This window comes from Vibrio sp. YMD68, assembly GCF_029958905.1.
Lineage (GTDB): Bacteria > Pseudomonadota > Gammaproteobacteria > Enterobacterales > Vibrionaceae > Vibrio.
The window spans coordinates 2,041,764-2,059,514 of sequence record NZ_CP124614.1 but is presented as its reverse complement, the minus strand read 5'-3'; the positions used below and the strand labels follow the sequence as shown (position 1 = coordinate 2,059,514).

Annotated in this window: 14 protein-coding genes; 9 read left to right on the top strand and 5 right to left on the bottom strand. The window is 44.0% G+C overall.

The genetic code is table 11. The annotated features are described in order from the left end of the window. Positions 1 to 140: 140 nt before the first annotated feature. Complete coding sequence (locus QF117_RS15290; RefSeq protein ID WP_282386609.1) at positions 141 to 2,366, top strand: NADP-dependent isocitrate dehydrogenase; 2,226 nt, start codon at positions 141 to 143, stop codon at positions 2,364 to 2,366. 100 nt (positions 2,367 to 2,466) lie between these two features. Here QF117_RS15290 and cspD read toward each other — a convergent pair whose 3' ends face one another. Next, positions 2,467 to 2,688, bottom strand: coding sequence for a cold shock domain-containing protein CspD (gene cspD, locus QF117_RS15285; protein ID WP_017034915.1), 222 nt, complete (start codon positions 2,686 to 2,688; stop codon positions 2,467 to 2,469). Between the two features lie 468 nt (positions 2,689 to 3,156). Here cspD and clpS point away from each other — a divergent pair, with 468 nt between their 5' ends. Next, positions 3,157 to 3,477, top strand: a complete 321-nt coding sequence (gene clpS, locus QF117_RS15280; RefSeq protein WP_017034916.1) for an ATP-dependent Clp protease adapter ClpS — start codon at positions 3,157 to 3,159, stop codon at positions 3,475 to 3,477. A gap of 41 nt (positions 3,478 to 3,518) precedes the next feature. Then, positions 3,519 to 5,783: an ATP-dependent Clp protease ATP-binding subunit ClpA gene (gene clpA / locus QF117_RS15275; protein ID WP_282386603.1), complete on the top strand. Its 2,265-nt coding sequence runs from the start codon at positions 3,519 to 3,521 to the stop codon at positions 5,781 to 5,783. 265 nt (positions 5,784 to 6,048) lie between these two features. Here clpA and QF117_RS15270 read toward each other — a convergent pair whose 3' ends face one another. From QF117_RS15270 to QF117_RS15260, 3 genes are read right to left on the bottom strand one after another with little or no spacing between them, the layout of a single operon-like run. After that, on the bottom strand, positions 6,049 to 6,690 hold the full coding sequence (locus tag QF117_RS15270; protein ID WP_282386601.1) for a YdcF family protein: 642 nt from the start codon (positions 6,688 to 6,690) through the stop codon (positions 6,049 to 6,051). Continuing rightward, the gene (locus QF117_RS15265; RefSeq protein WP_282386600.1) at positions 6,683 to 7,591 is read right to left on the bottom strand and encodes an NAD-dependent epimerase/dehydratase family protein; all 909 of its coding nucleotides are present in this window, start codon (positions 7,589 to 7,591) and stop codon (positions 6,683 to 6,685) included. Before QF117_RS15265 ends, QF117_RS15270 begins: the two co-directional genes overlap by 8 nt. 28 nt (positions 7,592 to 7,619) lie before the next feature. Next, on the bottom strand, positions 7,620 to 7,853 hold the full coding sequence (locus QF117_RS15260) for a TIGR02647 family protein (protein ID WP_017034920.1): 234 nt from the start codon (positions 7,851 to 7,853) through the stop codon (positions 7,620 to 7,622). Positions 7,854 to 8,567: 714 nt separating this feature from the next. On the opposite strand from QF117_RS15260, the gene torE reads away from it, so the two are divergent. From torE to QF117_RS15240, 4 genes are all read left to right on the top strand, one after another. After that, entirely contained in the window at positions 8,568 to 8,744 is a 177-nt protein-coding gene (gene torE, locus QF117_RS15255; RefSeq protein WP_282386597.1) for a trimethylamine N-oxide reductase system protein TorE, read from the top strand. Positions 8,745 to 8,792: 48 nt separating this feature from the next. Next, the gene (gene torC / locus QF117_RS15250) at positions 8,793 to 9,974 is read left to right on the top strand and encodes a pentaheme c-type cytochrome TorC (protein ID WP_282386596.1); all 1,182 of its coding nucleotides are present in this window, start codon (positions 8,793 to 8,795) and stop codon (positions 9,972 to 9,974) included. A 23-nt stretch (positions 9,975 to 9,997) separates the two neighbouring features. Beyond that, positions 9,998 to 12,463 carry a trimethylamine-N-oxide reductase TorA gene (gene torA, locus QF117_RS15245; protein ID WP_282386595.1) on the top strand — a complete coding sequence of 822 codons (2,466 nt, stop codon included), beginning with the start codon at positions 9,998 to 10,000 and terminating at the stop codon, positions 12,461 to 12,463. Positions 12,464 to 12,690: 227 nt separating this feature from the next. Next, positions 12,691 to 14,436 (top strand): alpha-galactosidase, encoded by a 1,746-nt coding sequence (locus QF117_RS15240; protein WP_282386594.1) that lies wholly within the window; start codon positions 12,691 to 12,693, stop codon positions 14,434 to 14,436. A gap of 149 nt (positions 14,437 to 14,585) precedes the next feature. Here the strand turns inward: QF117_RS15240 and QF117_RS15235 are convergent, their stop codons facing one another. Then, on the bottom strand, positions 14,586 to 15,806 hold the full coding sequence (locus tag QF117_RS15235; RefSeq protein ID WP_282386592.1) for a putative manganese transporter: 1,221 nt from the start codon (positions 15,804 to 15,806) through the stop codon (positions 14,586 to 14,588). Positions 15,807 to 16,236: 430 nt separating this feature from the next. On the opposite strand from QF117_RS15235, the gene QF117_RS15230 reads away from it, so the two are divergent. Both QF117_RS15230 and QF117_RS15225 read left to right on the top strand, forming a co-directional pair. Beyond that, positions 16,237 to 17,142 carry a manganese-dependent inorganic pyrophosphatase gene (locus tag QF117_RS15230; protein ID WP_282386591.1) on the top strand — a complete coding sequence of 302 codons (906 nt, stop codon included), beginning with the start codon at positions 16,237 to 16,239 and terminating at the stop codon, positions 17,140 to 17,142. An 83-nt stretch (positions 17,143 to 17,225) separates the two neighbouring features. After that, the gene (locus QF117_RS15225; RefSeq protein ID WP_017034927.1) at positions 17,226 to 17,618 is read left to right on the top strand and encodes a DUF2750 domain-containing protein; all 393 of its coding nucleotides are present in this window, start codon (positions 17,226 to 17,228) and stop codon (positions 17,616 to 17,618) included. Positions 17,619 to 17,751: the final 133 nt, after the last annotated feature.

Genomic DNA, 17,751 nt, shown 5'->3' with positions numbered 1-17,751 from the left:
CAAGGACTTAGGATACGACTGCTCAACAAGACTATCTTAAGAAGTTTAAAAGAGTGATAAAATCGCATCAATTAGGATGCGGACATTCACACAGCATTATTGAGACCAATAGTGGCTGTTTAGAACAATAGGGAAATTTCATGCCTACAGAAAAACCTACCATCATTTATACGATTACCGATGAAGCGCCAGCGCTAGCAACTTATTCATTATTACCAATCATTCAATCTTTCACCGCTTCTTCTGGCATCAATGTAGACACACGCGATATCTCATTAGCAGGGCGCATCATTGCAAACTTCCCAGAGCATCTAAAAGAAGAGCAGCGCATAGGCGATGCATTGACGGAACTTGGTGAGCTAGCGAATACGCCAGAAGCCAATATCATTAAATTACCGAACATTTCAGCGTCAGTACCTCAGTTGATTGCAGCGATTGAAGAGCTTCAAGCTAAAGGCTACGATCTTCCTAACTACCCTGAAGAGCCAAGCACTCACGAGCAAGAAGCGATCAAAGCGACTTACGACAAAATTAAAGGCAGTGCAGTAAACCCTGTATTGCGTGAAGGTAACTCTGATCGTCGTGCTCCGCTTTCGGTGAAGAATTATGCGAAGAAGAACCCACATTCAATGGGTGCCTGGTCACCGGATTCTCAATCGCATGTATCAAGCATGTCTGAGAAGGACTTCTTTGGTAGCGAAAAATCAGTCACTGTAAGCGGTGACACAGAAGTCAAAATCGAATTCGTTGCTCAAGATGGTTCAGTAAAAGTGCTGAAAAAACCCTTCGCAATCCTTGATAAAGAAATCATCGACTGTTCTGTTTTAAACAAAGCAGCGTTAGTGGATTTCTTTGCTAAAGAGATTGCTGATGCGAAGAAGCAAGATGTTTTATTGTCGTTGCACTTAAAAGCAACAATGATGAAAGTGTCCGATCCAATCATCTTTGGCCACGCCGTTAAAGTGTATTACAAAGACGTGTTCGACAAGTACGGTGAGACCTTCGAGCAGCTCGGCGTAGATGTGAACAACGGCCTAGGTGATGTCTACTCAAAGATTGCGTCACTTCCACAAGCTCAAAGAGAAGAAATTGAAGCGGCTATTCTTGCCGTTTACGAAACTCAACCTGCACTTGCGATGGTCGATTCAGATCGTGGTATTACTAACCTTCATGTTCCAAGTGATGTCATTGTGGATGCGTCAATGCCTGCAATGTTACGTTCTTCAGGTCAAATGTGGGGTCCAGATGGCAAGCAGAAAGACACCAAGGCACTGATTCCTGATCGTAGCTACGCTAGCATCTATCAAGCGGTTATCGATTTCTGTAAGAAAAACGGTGCTTTTGATCCAACCACAATGGGCAGCGTTCCAAACGTTGGCCTAATGGCGCAAAAAGCAGAAGAATACGGTTCTCATGACAAAACGTTTACCCTAGACGCACAGGGCACAGTGCGTGTTGTTGATGCTTCAGGCGCGACATTGTTAGAGCAACCTGTGGAAGAAGGCGACATCTTCCGCATGTGCCAAGTGAAAGATGCCCCTATTCAAGATTGGGTTAAACTAGCCGTTACTCGCGCTCGTGCAACTGGCGTACCGGCGGTATTTTGGTTAGATAAGAATCGAGCACACGATGCTCAACTTATCGAAAAAGTAAATGCTTACTTACCTGGCCATGATTTGAGCGGCCTGGACATAAAGATCCTAGCACCACTTGAAGCGTGTCAGTTCTCGTTAGAGCGCATTAAAGAGGGATTAGATACGATTTCTGTGACAGGAAACGTATTGCGTGACTACTTAACCGATCTTTTCCCAATTCTTGAGCTGGGTACATCGGCGAAAATGCTGTCGGTTGTTCCACTGATGAATGGTGGCGGTTTGTTTGAAACGGGTGCCGGTGGTTCAGCTCCTAAACACGTTCAACAGGTTGAAAAAGAAAATCACTTACGTTGGGATTCATTGGGCGAATTCTTAGCGCTTGCTGCGTCGTTAGAGCACCTAAGCACGGTAACTGGCAATGCTAAAGCACAAGTACTAGCTGATGCGCTTGATAAAGCGACCGGTGAGTTTTTAGATGAAAACAAATCACCGTCACGTAAAGTGAATCAACTTGATAACCGTGGCAGTCATTACTATTTAGCGGCGTACTGGGCTAAGGCGTTGGCAGCACAAATCGTCGATGCGGATCTAGCGGCAGAATTTGCACCAATTGCAAAAGCGTTAGCGGATAACGAAACGACTATCATCACTGAACTCAACGAAGCACAAGGTGTGGCGGGTGATTTAGGCGGATATTACGCGCTTGATGATGAAAAAGTGTCAGCGTTAATGCGACCAAGCCAAACACTAAACAGCGTAATCGATGCATAATATAGATTACTCCCACCATTTTTGATGGTGGGAAAAAGCTTTATAAAAAAGTAACCCCGCTAGTTTTAGCGGGGTTTTTATATTCTTGGCGTCTTAAGGTTTATTTTGCCATTTGAGCTTCAATCGGCACGACGGAGCTAGCATGGTAGCCTTTAGGTCCTTGCTCAATTTCATAAGCGACTTGTTGACCCGCTTTGAGCGTACGATAGCCATCCATCTTAATTGTTGAGTAGTGAGCAAAAATATCCCCGTCCTCACCCTCTGGACAGATAAAACCAAATCCTTTGGCATTGTTAAACCATTTTACTGTACCTGTAGCCATGCTATACATCCCTCATGCATTTAATACTGATGTTGTGTTAAGACGATTCCGCCACAAACGTAACGTGAATCTGTTAGTGACTAATCATTCACGTGCCTATTATTTTTAATCACTATTTGACCAATGTAGTCAATGAACAGAGACAGTCAATAGGCAAAAGGTCTTAAATGCTACATATTTGCAAACAAATCACTTTTGAGATTTACATTTCTGCAACTTGACAAGCCTGAGATCTAGGCACTTTTATTAGTTTGCTTGTGAAACTGTTTGCTTTTTAATCAATTAGATAATTCTCTAGAATTGATTTCTATGTTTTATTTGCAGCGATTGGAATGCTGGATTAGTCTCTAAGTAAGGGATGCATTTCTGGCCGTAATATTTCTTAGCAGCATTCGGAGATAAATCTAAAACTTTGTCGTCACATAATGGTAAAATCGACTCTAGAAATCCTCAATTATTGAATTGACCATGGGCCGAAATTTTGAATGGGTAACTCCAGACTCTGATTTACTGGAGAAAGAGAAAACGAAAATCCAGCCACCTGCGATGTATCACGTGTTGTTAAATAATGATGATTACACGCCGATGGACTTTGTGATTGAAATCCTTGAGCGTTTCTTTTCAATGGACATAGAGAAAGCGACGCAAGTTATGCTTCAAGTGCATTATGAAGGAAAAGCAATTTGCGGAACCTTTACCGCAGAAGTAGCTGAAACAAAAGTGGCGCAAGTCACCATGTATTCCAAGGAAAATGAGCATCCATTGCTTTGCACATTAGAGCAAGCGTAACGCTTGTATGAACAACCCTGTTGTTCTTTTAGGAGGTACATATGCTTAATAAAGAATTAGAGACCAGTCTTAATGGCGCTTTTGCGCGCGCTAGAGACAAACGACACGAGTTCATGACTGTCGAGCACCTCCTACTCGCATTATTGGTAAATGATGCAGCCAAGGAGGCATTAGCGGCTTGTCAGGCAGACCTAGAAGCTTTACGACAAGAACTCGATGTTTTCATTGACCAAACAACCCCTCTTATTCCTGAAAACGATGAGACTCGTGAAACTCAGCCGACGTTAAGTTTTCAGCGAGTTCTTCAACGTGCCGTTTTCCATGTTCAGTCTTCTGGCCGCAGTGAGGTAACAGGCGCTAATGTTCTGGTTGCCATTTTTAGTGAACAAGAATCACATGCGGCGTATCTACTGAAGAAAAATGACATCAGCCGACTCGATATCGTTAATTTCATTTCTCATGGCATTGCTAAGTCGTCAAGCTCAAATGATGACTCCTCTGAATCGTTTGGCTCAGAAAATGTTGAAGAGGGCTCTTCCGATGAGCGTTTAGAAAGTTTTGCTATCAATCTAAATCAAGTGGCAAAGCAGGGCCATATTGACCCGTTGATCGGTCGAGATAAAGAACTAGAAAGAACGATTCAAGTATTGTGTCGACGCCGTAAAAACAATCCTTTGCTTGTTGGCGAGGCGGGGGTGGGTAAAACGGCAATAGCAGAAGGCCTCGCTTGGCGAATCGTAGAAGGTCAAGTTCCAGACGTCATTAAAGACAGCGTTATCTATTCATTAGACATCGGTTCATTACTGGCGGGCACCAAGTACCGTGGCGATTTTGAAAAGCGTTTTAAAACCATTCTAAAGCAGCTAGAGAAAGAAGAAGACGCGATCCTATTTATTGATGAAGTTCATACCATCATCGGTGCAGGAGCCGCTTCTGGTGGTCAAGTTGATGCGGCAAATCTGATCAAACCATTACTGAGTAGCGGTAAGCTTCGTTGTATCGGTTCAACCACGTATCAAGAATACAGCAGTATTTTTGAAAAAGAACGTGCGTTATCTCGCCGCTTCCAAAAAATTGATGTTGTTGAGCCATCACTAGACGATACAACCAAAATTCTGATGGGCTTAAAACCTAAGTATGAAGCACACCATGAGGTGCGCTATACCAATAAAGCACTCAGAGCGGCGGTTGAACTGTCAGCTAAATACATTAACGAACGCCATCTGCCCGATAAAGCCATCGATGTTATTGATGAAGCGGGTGCTCGAAGTCGTTTGGCGCCAGCGAGTCGTCGCAAGAAGACTGTGGGCGTTGCTGACATCGAGTCCATGGTGGCTAAAATGGCTCGAATCCCTGAAAAATCGGTGTCTTCATCAGACAAAGATATTTTGAAAAATCTTGATGATAAGATGAAAATGTTGGTATTTGGCCAAGATCCAGCCATTGATGTTCTAAGTGAAGCGATCAAGTTAACTCGTGCTGGACTTGGAGCGGATAACAAACCGGTTGGTTCATTTTTGTTTGCAGGCCCTACGGGGGTAGGTAAAACTGAAGTGACGTTGCAATTGGCGAAACTGATGGGAATTGAACTGCTGCGATTTGATATGTCGGAGTATGGAGAAAGACATTCTGTTAGTAGGCTAATCGGTGCTCCTCCAGGTTATGTTGGTTATGACCAAGGTGGGTTGTTGACGGACTCGGTTATCAAACACCCCCACTCAGTCGTGTTGCTCGATGAAATCGAAAAAGCACACCCCGATATCTTTAACCTACTATTGCAGGTCATGGATAACGGTACGCTTACCGATAATAACGGGCGCAAAGCGGACTTTAGGAATGTCATCTTGGTGATGACGACCAACGCTGGTGTTCAAGAAACAGAACGTAAATCAATGGGCTTGATTGAGCAAGATAACAGCCCTGATGCCATGGCGGAGATTAAGAAAGTCTTTACGCCTGAGTTCAGAAACCGTCTTGATAACATCATTTGGTTTAACCGCTTAGATGAAACGGTTATCCACCAGGTGGTCGACAAGTTCATCGTTGAACTTCAAGCACAACTGGATGCTCGTGGTGTTTCTTTAGAAGTGTCGGAGAGAGCAAGGCATTGGCTAGCAATAAAAGGCTACGATAAGTCGATGGGGGCTCGACCAATGGGCCGCGTGATTCAAGAGCAACTGAAAAAACCATTGGCAAATGAACTGCTCTTTGGTTCGCTAGTCGAAGGCGGTACAGTCAAGGTTGACTTGAAGAAAGATAAAATTGTCTTTGAGTATTTCGGTACGAAAGAAGAAGCGCTGCACTAGTCTGTCTGTAGTGAGTCACACACTAAAAACCAGAGCGATGTGCTCTGGTTTTTTATGTGGTGTTCGCAGGTGATTGTTGTGTTCGCTAGTAATTGTTGTCTTCGCAGGTGACGGTTGTCTTTGCAAGTGACTGCTGTCTTCGCAAGTGACTGCTGTCTTCGCAAGTGATAGTCCAAACCACTGACACGCTCAATGTGTTAACGGGGCGAGGTGTTTCATGGATAAGCTTGTTTAAAGGGTCGATTCCTTGAATGAATCAATTCCTTCAATGGTTCAACAGATAGTGTTCGTAGATGAATTGATACGCCTGCTCTACAGAATCCGGTATTTCTTGCTCAGTCTGAAATCCAAGTTGGGGGTAGGTTTTGATGCGTTCATAGTCTTCGGTGAGTGCTCTTAACACCATATCGAGGGGCATATCTTCATTGAGGTAATCAAAAAAACCGTCTGATGAAGAGCTCACCAATACTTGTTCACAAGGCTCAGGCCATTGCTGCATAAACGTCGCATAACTGCGCCTTTCCATGAAGGGCTTTTGAACCAGGAGCATTTTCTTATGTGGTAACCCAAGTCGTCGAATGAGTTCATAGCCGAGCGTGACATTTTCTCCGGTATTGGTCGCTTCTTTTTCGATGAAAATGTCCCCTGAAGGTACCCCACAATCTTTTGCAATTGCAGCAAACGTCTCGGCTTCTGTTTTATCGAAATGTCCTTCGGTAAAGCGTCCAAAGCCACCAGAGAAAACAATCCGTGGAGCAAACCCTTGCTGGTATAGTGAAGCGGCATGAGAAGCGACACGTAAATCATTACTGCACAGAACAAAAATAATATCCGACTGCTTCGGCGTATGCCCCATTAACATGTAGCTCCACAGAGTCTCTATGTGTTGGTATAGGCGTTTAGTCATTTAGCGCATCCAAAACAAGGGAAAGAGTCGGGTAACGATATGAGTACCCAAGTGAGATAAGTTTGCTTGGGTCTATTTGTTTGTCGTGTACGTCAACTATTTTGGGTAATAAGGAAGTCGGCAAGCCAGCATTGATAAGCGCCTTTTGATAAAAAGTATCTTTATACATGATATCAGGCGTGGTCACGTTAATGGCTTGGTTACTAATATTGCTAATCGCAAACTCCAAGCTCCCAATGGCATCATCAAGGTGAAGTATGTTTGCTGGCGCTAAACGACTTACCTGTTTTAATTTACTGACAAAGCGAGCTGGGTGACGATTTGGGCCTACTAATCCGCTCAGGCGAGCAATAACAAACTCGATACCTGAGTCAATGACATGTTGCTCTGCTTGAAGCATGACAATGGCGTTTTCGCTGAAGCCATTTTTGCTAGAACGACTCTTGTCAGTCTCATTCGATTGGGTCTGAGCTAAGTCATAGTGGGTCTGAACTAAGTCATAACAAGACATGGGTTCTGTCATCAAGTGAGGTGCAGGCTGGTTTTTGTCGATAGAGGGGTAAACCGCTGTCGAGCTGATCATGATGATTTTTTTTACGTTAGCCTGTTTTGCGGCCTCTACGACCGTTTGCCACATCAATTGATATTCATTAGATAAACCCCGACGAAATCCTGGAGGAAAACATCCAATAAGGACATCAGGTTGTTGTTCGAGAAGGTTTTCAGTCAGCTGATGAGGAGACCTAAGATCACAAATGAATCCTTGAATACCTAATGCGGATAATTGCTGAGCTTTATCTGAGGTAGTGTTGCTAGCAAACACTCGATGGTGTTTAGAAAGGAGCGTTGTGGCGAGGGGAGTGCCCAGCCAACCTGCTCCAATAATAGTGATAGTTTTCATCGGATTCTGTTAGAAGACTAATGGATAGCTATGCGCTTAGTATACGCAAAACTTTATCGGCTTTTTCTGCTATTTCGATACCTTCGTCAGTGAGGTAGCCTCCATCAGGCAGTGTACACAATCCTTTATCGAAGAGTCGCTTAGCCGCTTCTTGTGTCTCTTTAGCGGCATCTTGATGGACCTTGATGCCAGTCGCTGCACTACTAATATCAAATTGCAGAAGCAAATTTAGCTCTGCGAGGTGGTCTTGGGAAAATTTCATGATTATGTTCCTTTAAATGCTATTTGCTACACATTAAGCAAGCATGGATAGCACTGCAAACAAGGAAAGTGAGAAGTGTTAATTAGAACCAAATTGGTGCACATTTGTTCGATGCTGGGCATAAAAAGTCCCGTTATCTGGGTGATCAAAACTGCCCAATATAATATGCACCTAGAGGTATATAAAGGATGGGTTATCCACATTTTCTGTGGATAAAGTGTTTCTAACGCGAGAGGGTGTACGTTTTTTGTCCAGATTTTAGGCTCGTATCGTTATGAATTTTATCGGCTTTAAATGGTTGTTTGTTATCAAGCTGCCTTTGTCTTTATTGGCTATTTTTATCGATACCCATTTGGTGTGTAGACTCAATCAATATCAAACGAACGACACTGAGCGAATTTAAAGAAGTATGATTTTGGATTTAGACGGACTCTTTATTTAAAAAGCGAGCTAAACTGTTAACTGAGTGTTTAGTGGTTAACCTTAAAACAACATGTGTAACTTGTCTTATTTGTTCATAATTTTACACATAATATGACAATCAAACATATCTCTGGATGAGCTCAAAAAAGTGTTGATTAATAAGGCTTCAACAGCGGTTGTTATTGAAAGTTAGATGACGCGTGAACTAAAATTCATTCTAACAATGACGAGATTTAACTAACTCAAAATATTGAGTCGTTAGGCAAAACTAAATCGAATGCAGGTAAATGTATGAGAAGTGTTAATAAAGATAAGAAAGATGAGGCACATTCGTTAGAATGGCAGTCTTTTCTTTTTATTACTGTCGTCCTTTTCCCAATCTTAAGTATCGCTTTTGTTGGTGGGTATGGTTTTATCGTTTGGATGCTGCAAGTGTTTGTCCTTGGGCCTCCTGGTGTGCATGGTTAATGCAATCCCTAACACCCATATTTAAATAGAATTTTAAGAGAGTGAAACATGAAATCATTGATTGCTAGACTGTGGCGTACAATGACACGCCCGGCAGTTCATATCAGCCTAGGGGTTCTAACCATGGGCGGTTTCATTGCTGGTGTGATTTTTTGGGGTGGCTTTAACACCGCCTTAGAAGCAACCAACACTGAAGAGTTTTGTATTGGTTGCCATACCATGAGCGAAAACGTGTACGTAGAGTTACAAGAGACGGTCCATTGGAAAAACAGCTCTGGTGTTCGAGCGACGTGTCCAGACTGCCATGTACCTCATGAATGGACAGCAAAAATAGCGCGTAAGATGCAAGCATCGAAAGAGGTGTTCGCGCAAATATTCGGTGATCTTGGTACGCCAGAAAAATTTGAAGCACGACGTCTTGAGTTGGCTCGCCATGAATGGGACCGATTCTCTGCGAATGGTTCACTGGAATGCAAAAACTGTCACGCGTACGAGTCGATGGACTTTGAACAAATGTCACCCACGGCGCGGATTCAAATGAAACAAGCCGCTGAACGAGATCAAAGTTGTATCGATTGTCATAAAGGCATTGCACACCACCTCCCAGCAGATATGGCTTCAATGAGCGGTATCGTTGGTGATCTGGAGCAGACAGCAAGTAGCACCAACTACTCACAGGGTAATGACGTTATTTCCGTTCGTCATCTTCCATTGTATACCGATCAAAGCGCGACAACAGAAGCTGGCTTGTTAAGTCCAGCTAGCCAGGTGGCCATCGTAGGCCAACAAGGCGACATGATTGAAGTTAAAATTGACGGCTGGAGAAAAGCGAAAGGCTTTGGCCGTGTGATCCAGGAAGATTTCGGTCTTAATATCTCTACGGCAATCTTATCTCGAGAAGTGTCCCAGAGTGATCAAGTGAATGTGGGTGAAGGAAAAGAAGACGAACTCACCGGTCTGCCTTGGGAAGAAGTGAGCGTCAATCTTTGGATGAAAAAAGAATCGATGGTTTCCGACTACGCTCCGATCTGGAATGCGGCGAGCGATGCCTACAAAACGAACTGCTCGACTTGTCACTCACAACCTGATGAAGCGCACTTTAGCGCTAACGGTTGGGTCGGCATGCTAGATGGCATGATCGCATTCGTCAACTTTGATGCTGACACTGAAGCACTGGTACTGAAGTATTTACAAAAGCACTCATCAGACTTTGCTGAAGGTCATCACTAATCGACGTCAATTGGAGTAATAAAATGGCAATTTCACGAAGAAGTTTTCTCAAAGGTGTGGCCACCACGAGTGCTGCATCTGTTATCGGTCCAAGCCTGTTGGCGTCGACGTCGGCTATGGCAGCAGAAACCACAGAAGGGACTTGGAAAGTATCAGGTTCTCACTGGGGTGCATTTCGCGCCCGAGTTTATGCGGGCAAAGTGCAAGAGATTAAACCGTTAGAGCTCGATAAGCACCCAACGGACATGCTAAATGGCATTAAAGGCATCATCTATAGCCCATCGCGTGTCCGCTATCCAATGGTTCGTCTTGATTGGCTTAAAAAGCATAAGTACAGCGCTGACACACGCGGCAATAACCGTTTTGTGCGCGTGACATGGGATGAAGCACTCGACCTGGTTTACCGTGAGTTAGAGCGCGTCCAGAAAGATTATGGACCTTCTGCACTGCATGCGGGTCAAACCGGTTGGCGTTCAACAGGGCAATTCCACAGTTGTACTAACCACATGATGAGAGCCATCGGACTTCACGGACATTCCGTAAAGAAAATCGGCGACTACTCGACAGGGGCCGGTCAAACGATTCTGCCTTACGTACTAGGCTCCACTGAGGTCTATGCTCAGGGTACTTCTTGGGAGCTTATTCTAGAGAACAGTGACAACATTATCATGTGGGGTAACGATCCCGTTAAAAACCTACAAGTTGGTTGGAACTGTGAAACCCACGAATCATTTGAATATCTTGAGCAACTGAAGCAAAAAGTGGCGAATAAAGAAATCAATGTGGTTTCAGTCGATCCTGTGCAGAATAAAACAGGGCGCTTCTTAAACAATGAACAGTTCTATATCAACCCCCACACTGATGTCCCGTTCATGTTGGGTGTGGCCCATGAACTGTATAACAAAAACTTGCATGATAAAGAGTTCATTGATACTTACTGTCTGGGTTTTGAAACGTTCATTCAGTATGTTCAAGGTGAGACGAAAGACAGAGTAGAGAAAACGCCAGAGTGGGCTGCCAATATATGTGGCGCGAGCGCTGAGAAAATTCGCGAGTTCGCACGTATGCTCGTGAATGGGCGAACCCAAATCATGGTGGGTTGGAGTATTCAGCGTCAAGAGCACGGCGAGCAACCGTATTGGATGCTTGCAGTATTAGCAGCGATGGTCGGTCAGATTGGATTGCCAGGTGGTGGTATTTCTTATGGGCACCACTATTCAGGCATTGGCGTTTCTTCAACAGGTTTTGGTGCTCCAGGTTCGTTCCCGCTTAATATCGATCAAGGTCAGACGCCGAAATATGACAACCAAGATTACAAAGGCTTTAGCCGAGTTATCCCAGTTGCGCGTTGGGTTGATAGCCTGATAGAGCCAGGTAAGAAGATCAAAGCCAACGGTTCAACGGTGACGCTTCCAGACATCAAAATGATGGTGTTCAGCGGTAACAACCCTTGGCATCACCATCAAGACCGAAATAAAATGCGTCAAGCATTCAAGAATCTACAAACAGTCGTAGCGGTAGATTTTGCTTGGACTGCAACCTGTCGCCATTCTGATATCGTGCTGCCTGCGTGTACACAGTGGGAGCGTAATGATATTGATGGTTATGGTTCTTATTCTGGTCGTGGTTTGATAGCCATGCACAAATTGGTAGACCCATTGTTCCAGTCAAAATCTGACTTTGATATCATGAGAAACCTTACCCGTCGCTGGGGCCGTCACGATGATTACACTCGTGGCATGGATGAAATGCAATGGGTTGAGTCTTTATACAACGACTGTCGTGCAGCGAATGGTGCTAATTTCGACATGCCAGAATTTAAAGAATTTTGGGAGAAAGGCTTCTTAGATTTCGGCAAAGGGAAGCCGTGGACCCGCCATGCTGCGTTCCGTGAAGACCCAGAAATTAATGCCTTAGGTACGCCTTCTGGCTTTATCGAAATTTCGAGCCGTACGGTTGGTAATATGGGCTATGAGCATTGCCAAGAACACCCAATGTGGTTTGAGAAATCAGAGCGTTCACATGGTGGTCCGGGTTCCGAAAAGCACCCATACTGGTTGCAATCTTGTCACCCCGATAAGCGCTTGCATTCCCAAATGTGTGAGTCGGAAGAATTCCGTGCGACTTATGCAGTACAAGGCCGCGAGCCAATCTACATGAACCCAGGTGACGCTAAGAAAAAAGGTATCAAAGATGGAGACCTAGTTCGAGTATTTAACGACCGCGGGCAATTATTAGCAGGAGCCGTTCTTATGGACAGTTATGCACCAGGAGTGGTTCGTATCGAAGAAGGTGCTTGGTATGGCCCTATGAACGAAAAAGTAGGTGCCTTAGATACCTATGGCGATCCAAACACATTAACTCAAGATATCCCAACGTCTGAACTTGCGCAGGCAACCTCAGCCAATACCTGCTCTGTTGATTTTGAGAAGTTTACTGGGAAAGTTCCACCTGTTACCTCATTCGGTGGACCGATTGAAGTGAGCTAATTACGCTCTGCAATTAACATAATTCAATGCCAATCCAACAGGGTTGGCATTTTTGTATTAAAATCCAAGTAGATAGTACAGAGAAACAGACAGTACGTAAAAGCTGGTAGTACAGAGCCATCGTGACTCGCAGTCATTGTGCATTGTGCATTGTTTATTGTGTATTGTTTGTTGGGCACTGTGCATTGTTCATTGACCTAAAATAAACCGAGGGGTAAGTCGCCGTTATGCCGCAAATCATTACTTTAGCTTGCCAGCGTGAGATATCGGTTCTCAATAATGATCTCTCCGTGTCGTTGGCTAACCAGGAGCTCACCTTTCGTTTTATTGGACTGCACAACAATCCAATTCCAAGTGACTACCGATTGTTTACCATGCCGTTCGATTTTGAACTGTCGGCGACCTTGCTCGGTGATGGTTTTCAGATGCTAGCTCAGACTTCAGGAAGTTGTGATAATCCAATAGAAATAGGTCGTTGTGCGGACAACAATGCGAGTTATCGAATTTACCCACAAACCGAGGCTAAGCGTTATTACAACTATCTCGTCATAGAAGACTCTGCGGGATATACCTTGTTAGGCTTTACAAGTTGCCATCGATTTGCCGGATATTTTCAAATCATCAACCAAGAAGGCCAACGCACTATCTTGGCGAATATAGATGGTGAGAAAACATACCCACTCGACTGGGATAGCCAAAGGCTTGAATCTGTTGCTGTGCTCAGCGGGCCTTCTCTGTCTTTACTGTTTGAAGAGTATTCTCAGCTCATTAAACATCATCATCCAACGAAATCCACGTTGACACAAAAGTCACCCATTGGCTGGTGCTCTTGGTATGCGTATTACGATGCCGTAACAGAGAACAACATCGCGCGTAATGTAAAGGCGATGAAACAGGATCTTTCTTATTTAGATTGGGTGTTACTGGACGACGGATACCAAGCGTTTATGGGTGATTGGTTAACCCCATCGTCGAAGTTTTCTCACGGCGTAAAAGCGATGATTCAAGCGATCATCAAACAGGGGAAGAAACCGGCTATTTGGTTAGCGCCTTTTATCGCTGAACCCAAATCCAAGCTATTTAAACAGCACCCAGACTGGTTTGTCCGACACGAATCTGGTGAATTACTCAAAGCCGAAGACGTGACTTATGGTGGTTGGCGCTGCACACCTTGGTATGTGTTGGATACATCAAATGCTGAAGTGCAAGATCACCTAACTCACATTGTTAAAACGATGCATGAAGATTGGGGCGTGCAGCTTTTTAAACTCGATGCGAATTATTGGGGCACATTAAAAGGAAAGCGTGACCAAACGGGTGTAACAGGGATTCAAGCGTATCGAATGGGGATGAAAGCTATAGAGAAGGGAGCCGGAGACGCATGGATACTCGGTTGCAATGCACCCATGTGGCCATCATTGGGTTTGGTCGATGCAATGCGGGTCTCTGATGACGTAGAGCGCTCTCCCGATCGCTTTTGTCAGATTGCCCAAGAAACCTTTTTCCGCAGTTGGCAACATCGCCAGCTTTGGCATATTGACCCAGACTGTGCGACCTTTGTATCACTCGCGAATCAGTCTACAGAACGCCAGTATTACGATTTTCATCGTACCGCTCTATTGGCAAGTGGAGGTTTACTTCTTTCGGGGGATCCACTTCCAGAGCTTACCCCTTATGCTAAGTCGAGTTTGACCAAACTTGTGCTGCGGCAAAAACACAATCAAAAAGCTTCAAAATTCACATCGTTATCGCTTTCCCACGCGTTTCTTCCGATAACGGATAGAAACGATCTACACTGCTTATTCAATTATCACTCTGAACTTGAAGAGTTTACGTTAACGTCCAAACAAGCGGTCTATTGGTACGATTATTGGTCGGGCAAAAAGCTGACGTCAAAGCCAACAAATGCACTTCAAATCAGTTTAGAAAAAGGTCCAAGTAGCCGGGCGATCATTACCGCGATTGCTAAATGAAAACCGATTGCCAAGTGAAAACCGATTACTGCGTAAAAACTGACGGCTATCTATACGGATGGCTGTATAAACTGATAGCTTTATAAACTGACAGCTACATAAACGGAAGTCACACAAACGAAAACCACACAAACTGAAATCTTTGTGGGTTACTCAAATAGAAAGAAATACCCATAGCCGACAATAAAGGCGGGGATCACTGAGTAAATCGTTGCTATCAAGGCGGCTTTTGGTGCAAGAGCGATTGCAGGGAACAACGCATCACCATCGTTTGAAATTGAATTAGCCAGTTGGCTCGATAGCGGAACCGCCCCAGACAAGTAAAGACTGGTGATCAATATCTGTGGGCCGCAACCAGGAAGAATACCAACAGCCAACCCGATGAGTGGCATCCAGACTCCCCAACCAGAAACGCTGGCTTTAATATCAAGACCAGAAAAAAATGCAGCGAGCTCAAAAAACAGAAAGGCGATGATGACCCAGGCGGTGACAAAATTGGTATCTTGGGCCGCTTTTTGAATCGGGTGAGAGGTCGAGTATTTTAGATCTTCAGAAACGGTGGTTTGGTAGTCTTTTAACTCTTTAGTTAATGACCACAAAAGCATGCTAACAATGATGAGTATGCAGCCAATCCACTCGATGGTCATATCAGAAAGGGATAAAAGATGATTAATATCCACTTGAAACGAACCGAGTACTGCCACTATTGTCACTGGAATGAGCAGCGCTTTCCAGAACATGCCTTGTAAATTGATGGCTTTGCTTTCGAATTTTTTCTCTGAACATTCTGCTTGGTGTAGGAGGTTCATTCGAGAATTGTTCTCTGGCATTGTTTCAATCTCAGGCCTTAAGAAATCATCTCTATGCAGTCTATTGACGGTCCACCCAGAGACGCACCCTACAACAACCCCAAGAGCAATAACACTTAATCCCACTTTAGGTGCACTCGCAATCAGCAGAAAAGCGGCATCACCCATTGTGGAGGTGAGTACCGCCACCATTGCTCCGAATCCTACGCGACCACTGATGAATTGGGTTGTCACTACAATAGCGCCTCCACAACCGGGTAACGCCCCGAGAAGCGAAGCAAAAATGACCTGATGAGTACGAGAGCGAGTATAGAGCTTAACCAGTTGACTGTTTTTACTCATTCGATTGGAAAGGTAGTGATAAATCGCCAAGGTAAATGCGACGTAACATGAAACCGCCCAAAAAGCATCGGATAAAGTGGTTACGGTGATTTGCCTCGTGGTATCGGATGCCAGCAGAGCAATGAGACAAATAGGAAGAATCAGTCGTTTATAAGTTAAACGAAACTGAGTCGATGAAAGCCAAGATAAATGTTTGCTAAAAGGGCTGAATGTATTCATCAACAGAGCATCCGTAATTATTCAATACCTTCATTATATGCAAATGATAATTATTATCAATCGCATTTGCTTTGGTTTTTTAGATAACGGCCTTTTGCCAATATCAGCACTAAGACGTACAACAGAAGTCGTTCCGCTTTAAAAGCCTATTCCTTGCTCGTAAATTTGAAAGTAACTGTATGGTATATGTGGGAAAATTAGGCTTAGCGCCGGAAAGCAGCGATAAAAAATGGTGGTGGGTGATGATAAAAGGGATAGAAAAATCCGGTTAAAAAGATACGTTATAGATCGAAAAAAAATGACAGAGACAAGCTTGGTTTGTGCTTTGACGTGTAAAGGAATGACAAATTTAAAAATTCAGGTAAAGTAACACCTTTGTGAGCAACCTCACCCCGCAGAGGGTGAACAAACTAAATGAACAGGAAGAAAAATGATTCTAGTTGTCGGTCATAAGAACCCAGATAGTGACAGTATTTGTAGCGCATTAGTAGCCACTGAGCTATTAAAGTCTCGTGGTCTTGAAGCGATGCCAATTCGCCAAGGTGAAATTAACCGCGAAACGCAGCACATTTTAGAGGTGGCTGATGCTAAATCTCCAGAGTTGCGTACATCTGTCGCTGGCGAAAAAATCTGGTTAGTAGACTACTCTGATCTAGCACAAGCCCCAGATGATGTCGCTGATGCTGAAATCCTAGGCATTGTTGACCATCATCGTCTTGGTGATGTAATGACCATCAACCCTATGGAAGCTTGGATCTGGCCTGTAGGTTGTACTAACACTGTTCTATTTAACATGTTCAAAATTGAAGGCCATACGATTTCTCAACAGATCGCTAAGCTGATGATGTCGGCGATTCTTTCTGACACGGTAGGCTTTGCTTCGCCAACATGTACTCAAAAAGATAAAGATGCCGTTGCAGAGCTGGCTGAAATCGCGGACGTACAAGATGTTGATGCATTCATCAAAGATCTTTTGATTGCAAAAACAGACATCGAAGGCCTTTCTGCTGCTGAACTCGTAGAGAAAGATCTAAAAGGTTACCCATTTAATGGGCGTGATGTGGTTGTAGGCCAAGTTGAACTTGCAACTCTAGAGCAAGTTGACGGTATGATTGAACAGCTAGAAGCGGATCTAGACGCTCGTTGTGCGAAAGACAATCTAGCCTTCGCTGCTGTTATGTTAACGGACATCACAACGGCTCAGACTCGTCTTCTTTACAAAGGCGAGTGGGCTGAAAAATTAGTGAAGCATGAAAAAGATGGCTTACTAATGATGGAAAACACGCTTAGCCGTAAGAAGCAAGGTTGGCCTTGGCTACAAGCTGAACTCGTATAACCAAATGTGAATCATTGAAGCGCCCACAGGCACAGTCTGTGGGCGCTTTTATTATGAAAGCTTAAAAAGCTGAGGAATAAAACATGACAACGACAGCGCTAAACGCCGATCAAATCGCGACGATTAACCGTTATAACGATGATCAGCGTTTCAAATATTGTATAAAAGAAATCGTCACCAATAAGCAAGTTTGGATTCTTACCGATGAACATGGCTGTGTGATGCTCAATACCGAGGATGATGATTGTGTCCCTGTTTGGCCAAACGAAGAATTTGCGACGGCTTGGGCAACGGATGACTGGAAAGAGTGCAAAGCAGAAGCGATTTCATTAAACAAATGGCATAGCCGATGGACCCAAGGGCTCGAAGATGATGAACTTTCTATCGTTGTATTTCCAAACGAAAAGGAAGAAGGCGTGATTGTTTTTCCAGACGAATTTGACTTTGAACTGAAAAAACAAGCAGCAAAACGTTAGTTAACGCTATCGAGTCACTCCTCAATGAAAGTCATTCACTGTAAGAACAGGCGGAATGACTTTGACGGAATCTTTTGTACTCATTGATCCCACGTTCAGGCTGTTTAACCAAGTTAGGCTGTTTAAAAAAGGG

Bases quoted from the DNA above. Each gene is read 5' to 3' on its own strand.
- clpS (WP_017034916.1), top strand. From the start codon at position 3,157: ATGGGCCGAAATTTTGAATGGGTAACTCCAGACTCTGATTTACTGGAG.
- QF117_RS15235 (WP_282386592.1), bottom strand. From the start codon at position 15,806: ATGAATACATTCAGCCCTTTTAGCAAACATTTATCTTGGCTTTCATCG.
- cspD (WP_017034915.1), bottom strand. From the start codon at position 2,688: ATGGCTACAGGTACAGTAAAATGGTTTAACAATGCCAAAGGATTTGGT.
- torE (WP_282386597.1), top strand. From the start codon at position 8,568: ATGAGAAGTGTTAATAAAGATAAGAAAGATGAGGCACATTCGTTAGAA.
- torC (WP_282386596.1), top strand. From the start codon at position 8,793: ATGAAATCATTGATTGCTAGACTGTGGCGTACAATGACACGCCCGGCA.
- QF117_RS15230 (WP_282386591.1), top strand. From the start codon at position 16,237: ATGATTCTAGTTGTCGGTCATAAGAACCCAGATAGTGACAGTATTTGT.
- QF117_RS15270 (WP_282386601.1), bottom strand. From the start codon at position 6,690: ATGACTAAACGCCTATACCAACACATAGAGACTCTGTGGAGCTACATG.
- torA (WP_282386595.1), top strand. From the start codon at position 9,998: ATGGCAATTTCACGAAGAAGTTTTCTCAAAGGTGTGGCCACCACGAGT.
- clpA (WP_282386603.1), top strand. From the start codon at position 3,519: ATGCTTAATAAAGAATTAGAGACCAGTCTTAATGGCGCTTTTGCGCGC.
- QF117_RS15290 (WP_282386609.1), top strand. From the start codon at position 141: ATGCCTACAGAAAAACCTACCATCATTTATACGATTACCGATGAAGCG.
- QF117_RS15240 (WP_282386594.1), top strand. From the start codon at position 12,691: ATGCCGCAAATCATTACTTTAGCTTGCCAGCGTGAGATATCGGTTCTC.
- QF117_RS15260 (WP_017034920.1), bottom strand. From the start codon at position 7,853: ATGAAATTTTCCCAAGACCACCTCGCAGAGCTAAATTTGCTTCTGCAA.
- QF117_RS15265 (WP_282386600.1), bottom strand. From the start codon at position 7,591: ATGAAAACTATCACTATTATTGGAGCAGGTTGGCTGGGCACTCCCCTC.
- QF117_RS15225 (WP_017034927.1), top strand. From the start codon at position 17,226: ATGACAACGACAGCGCTAAACGCCGATCAAATCGCGACGATTAACCGT.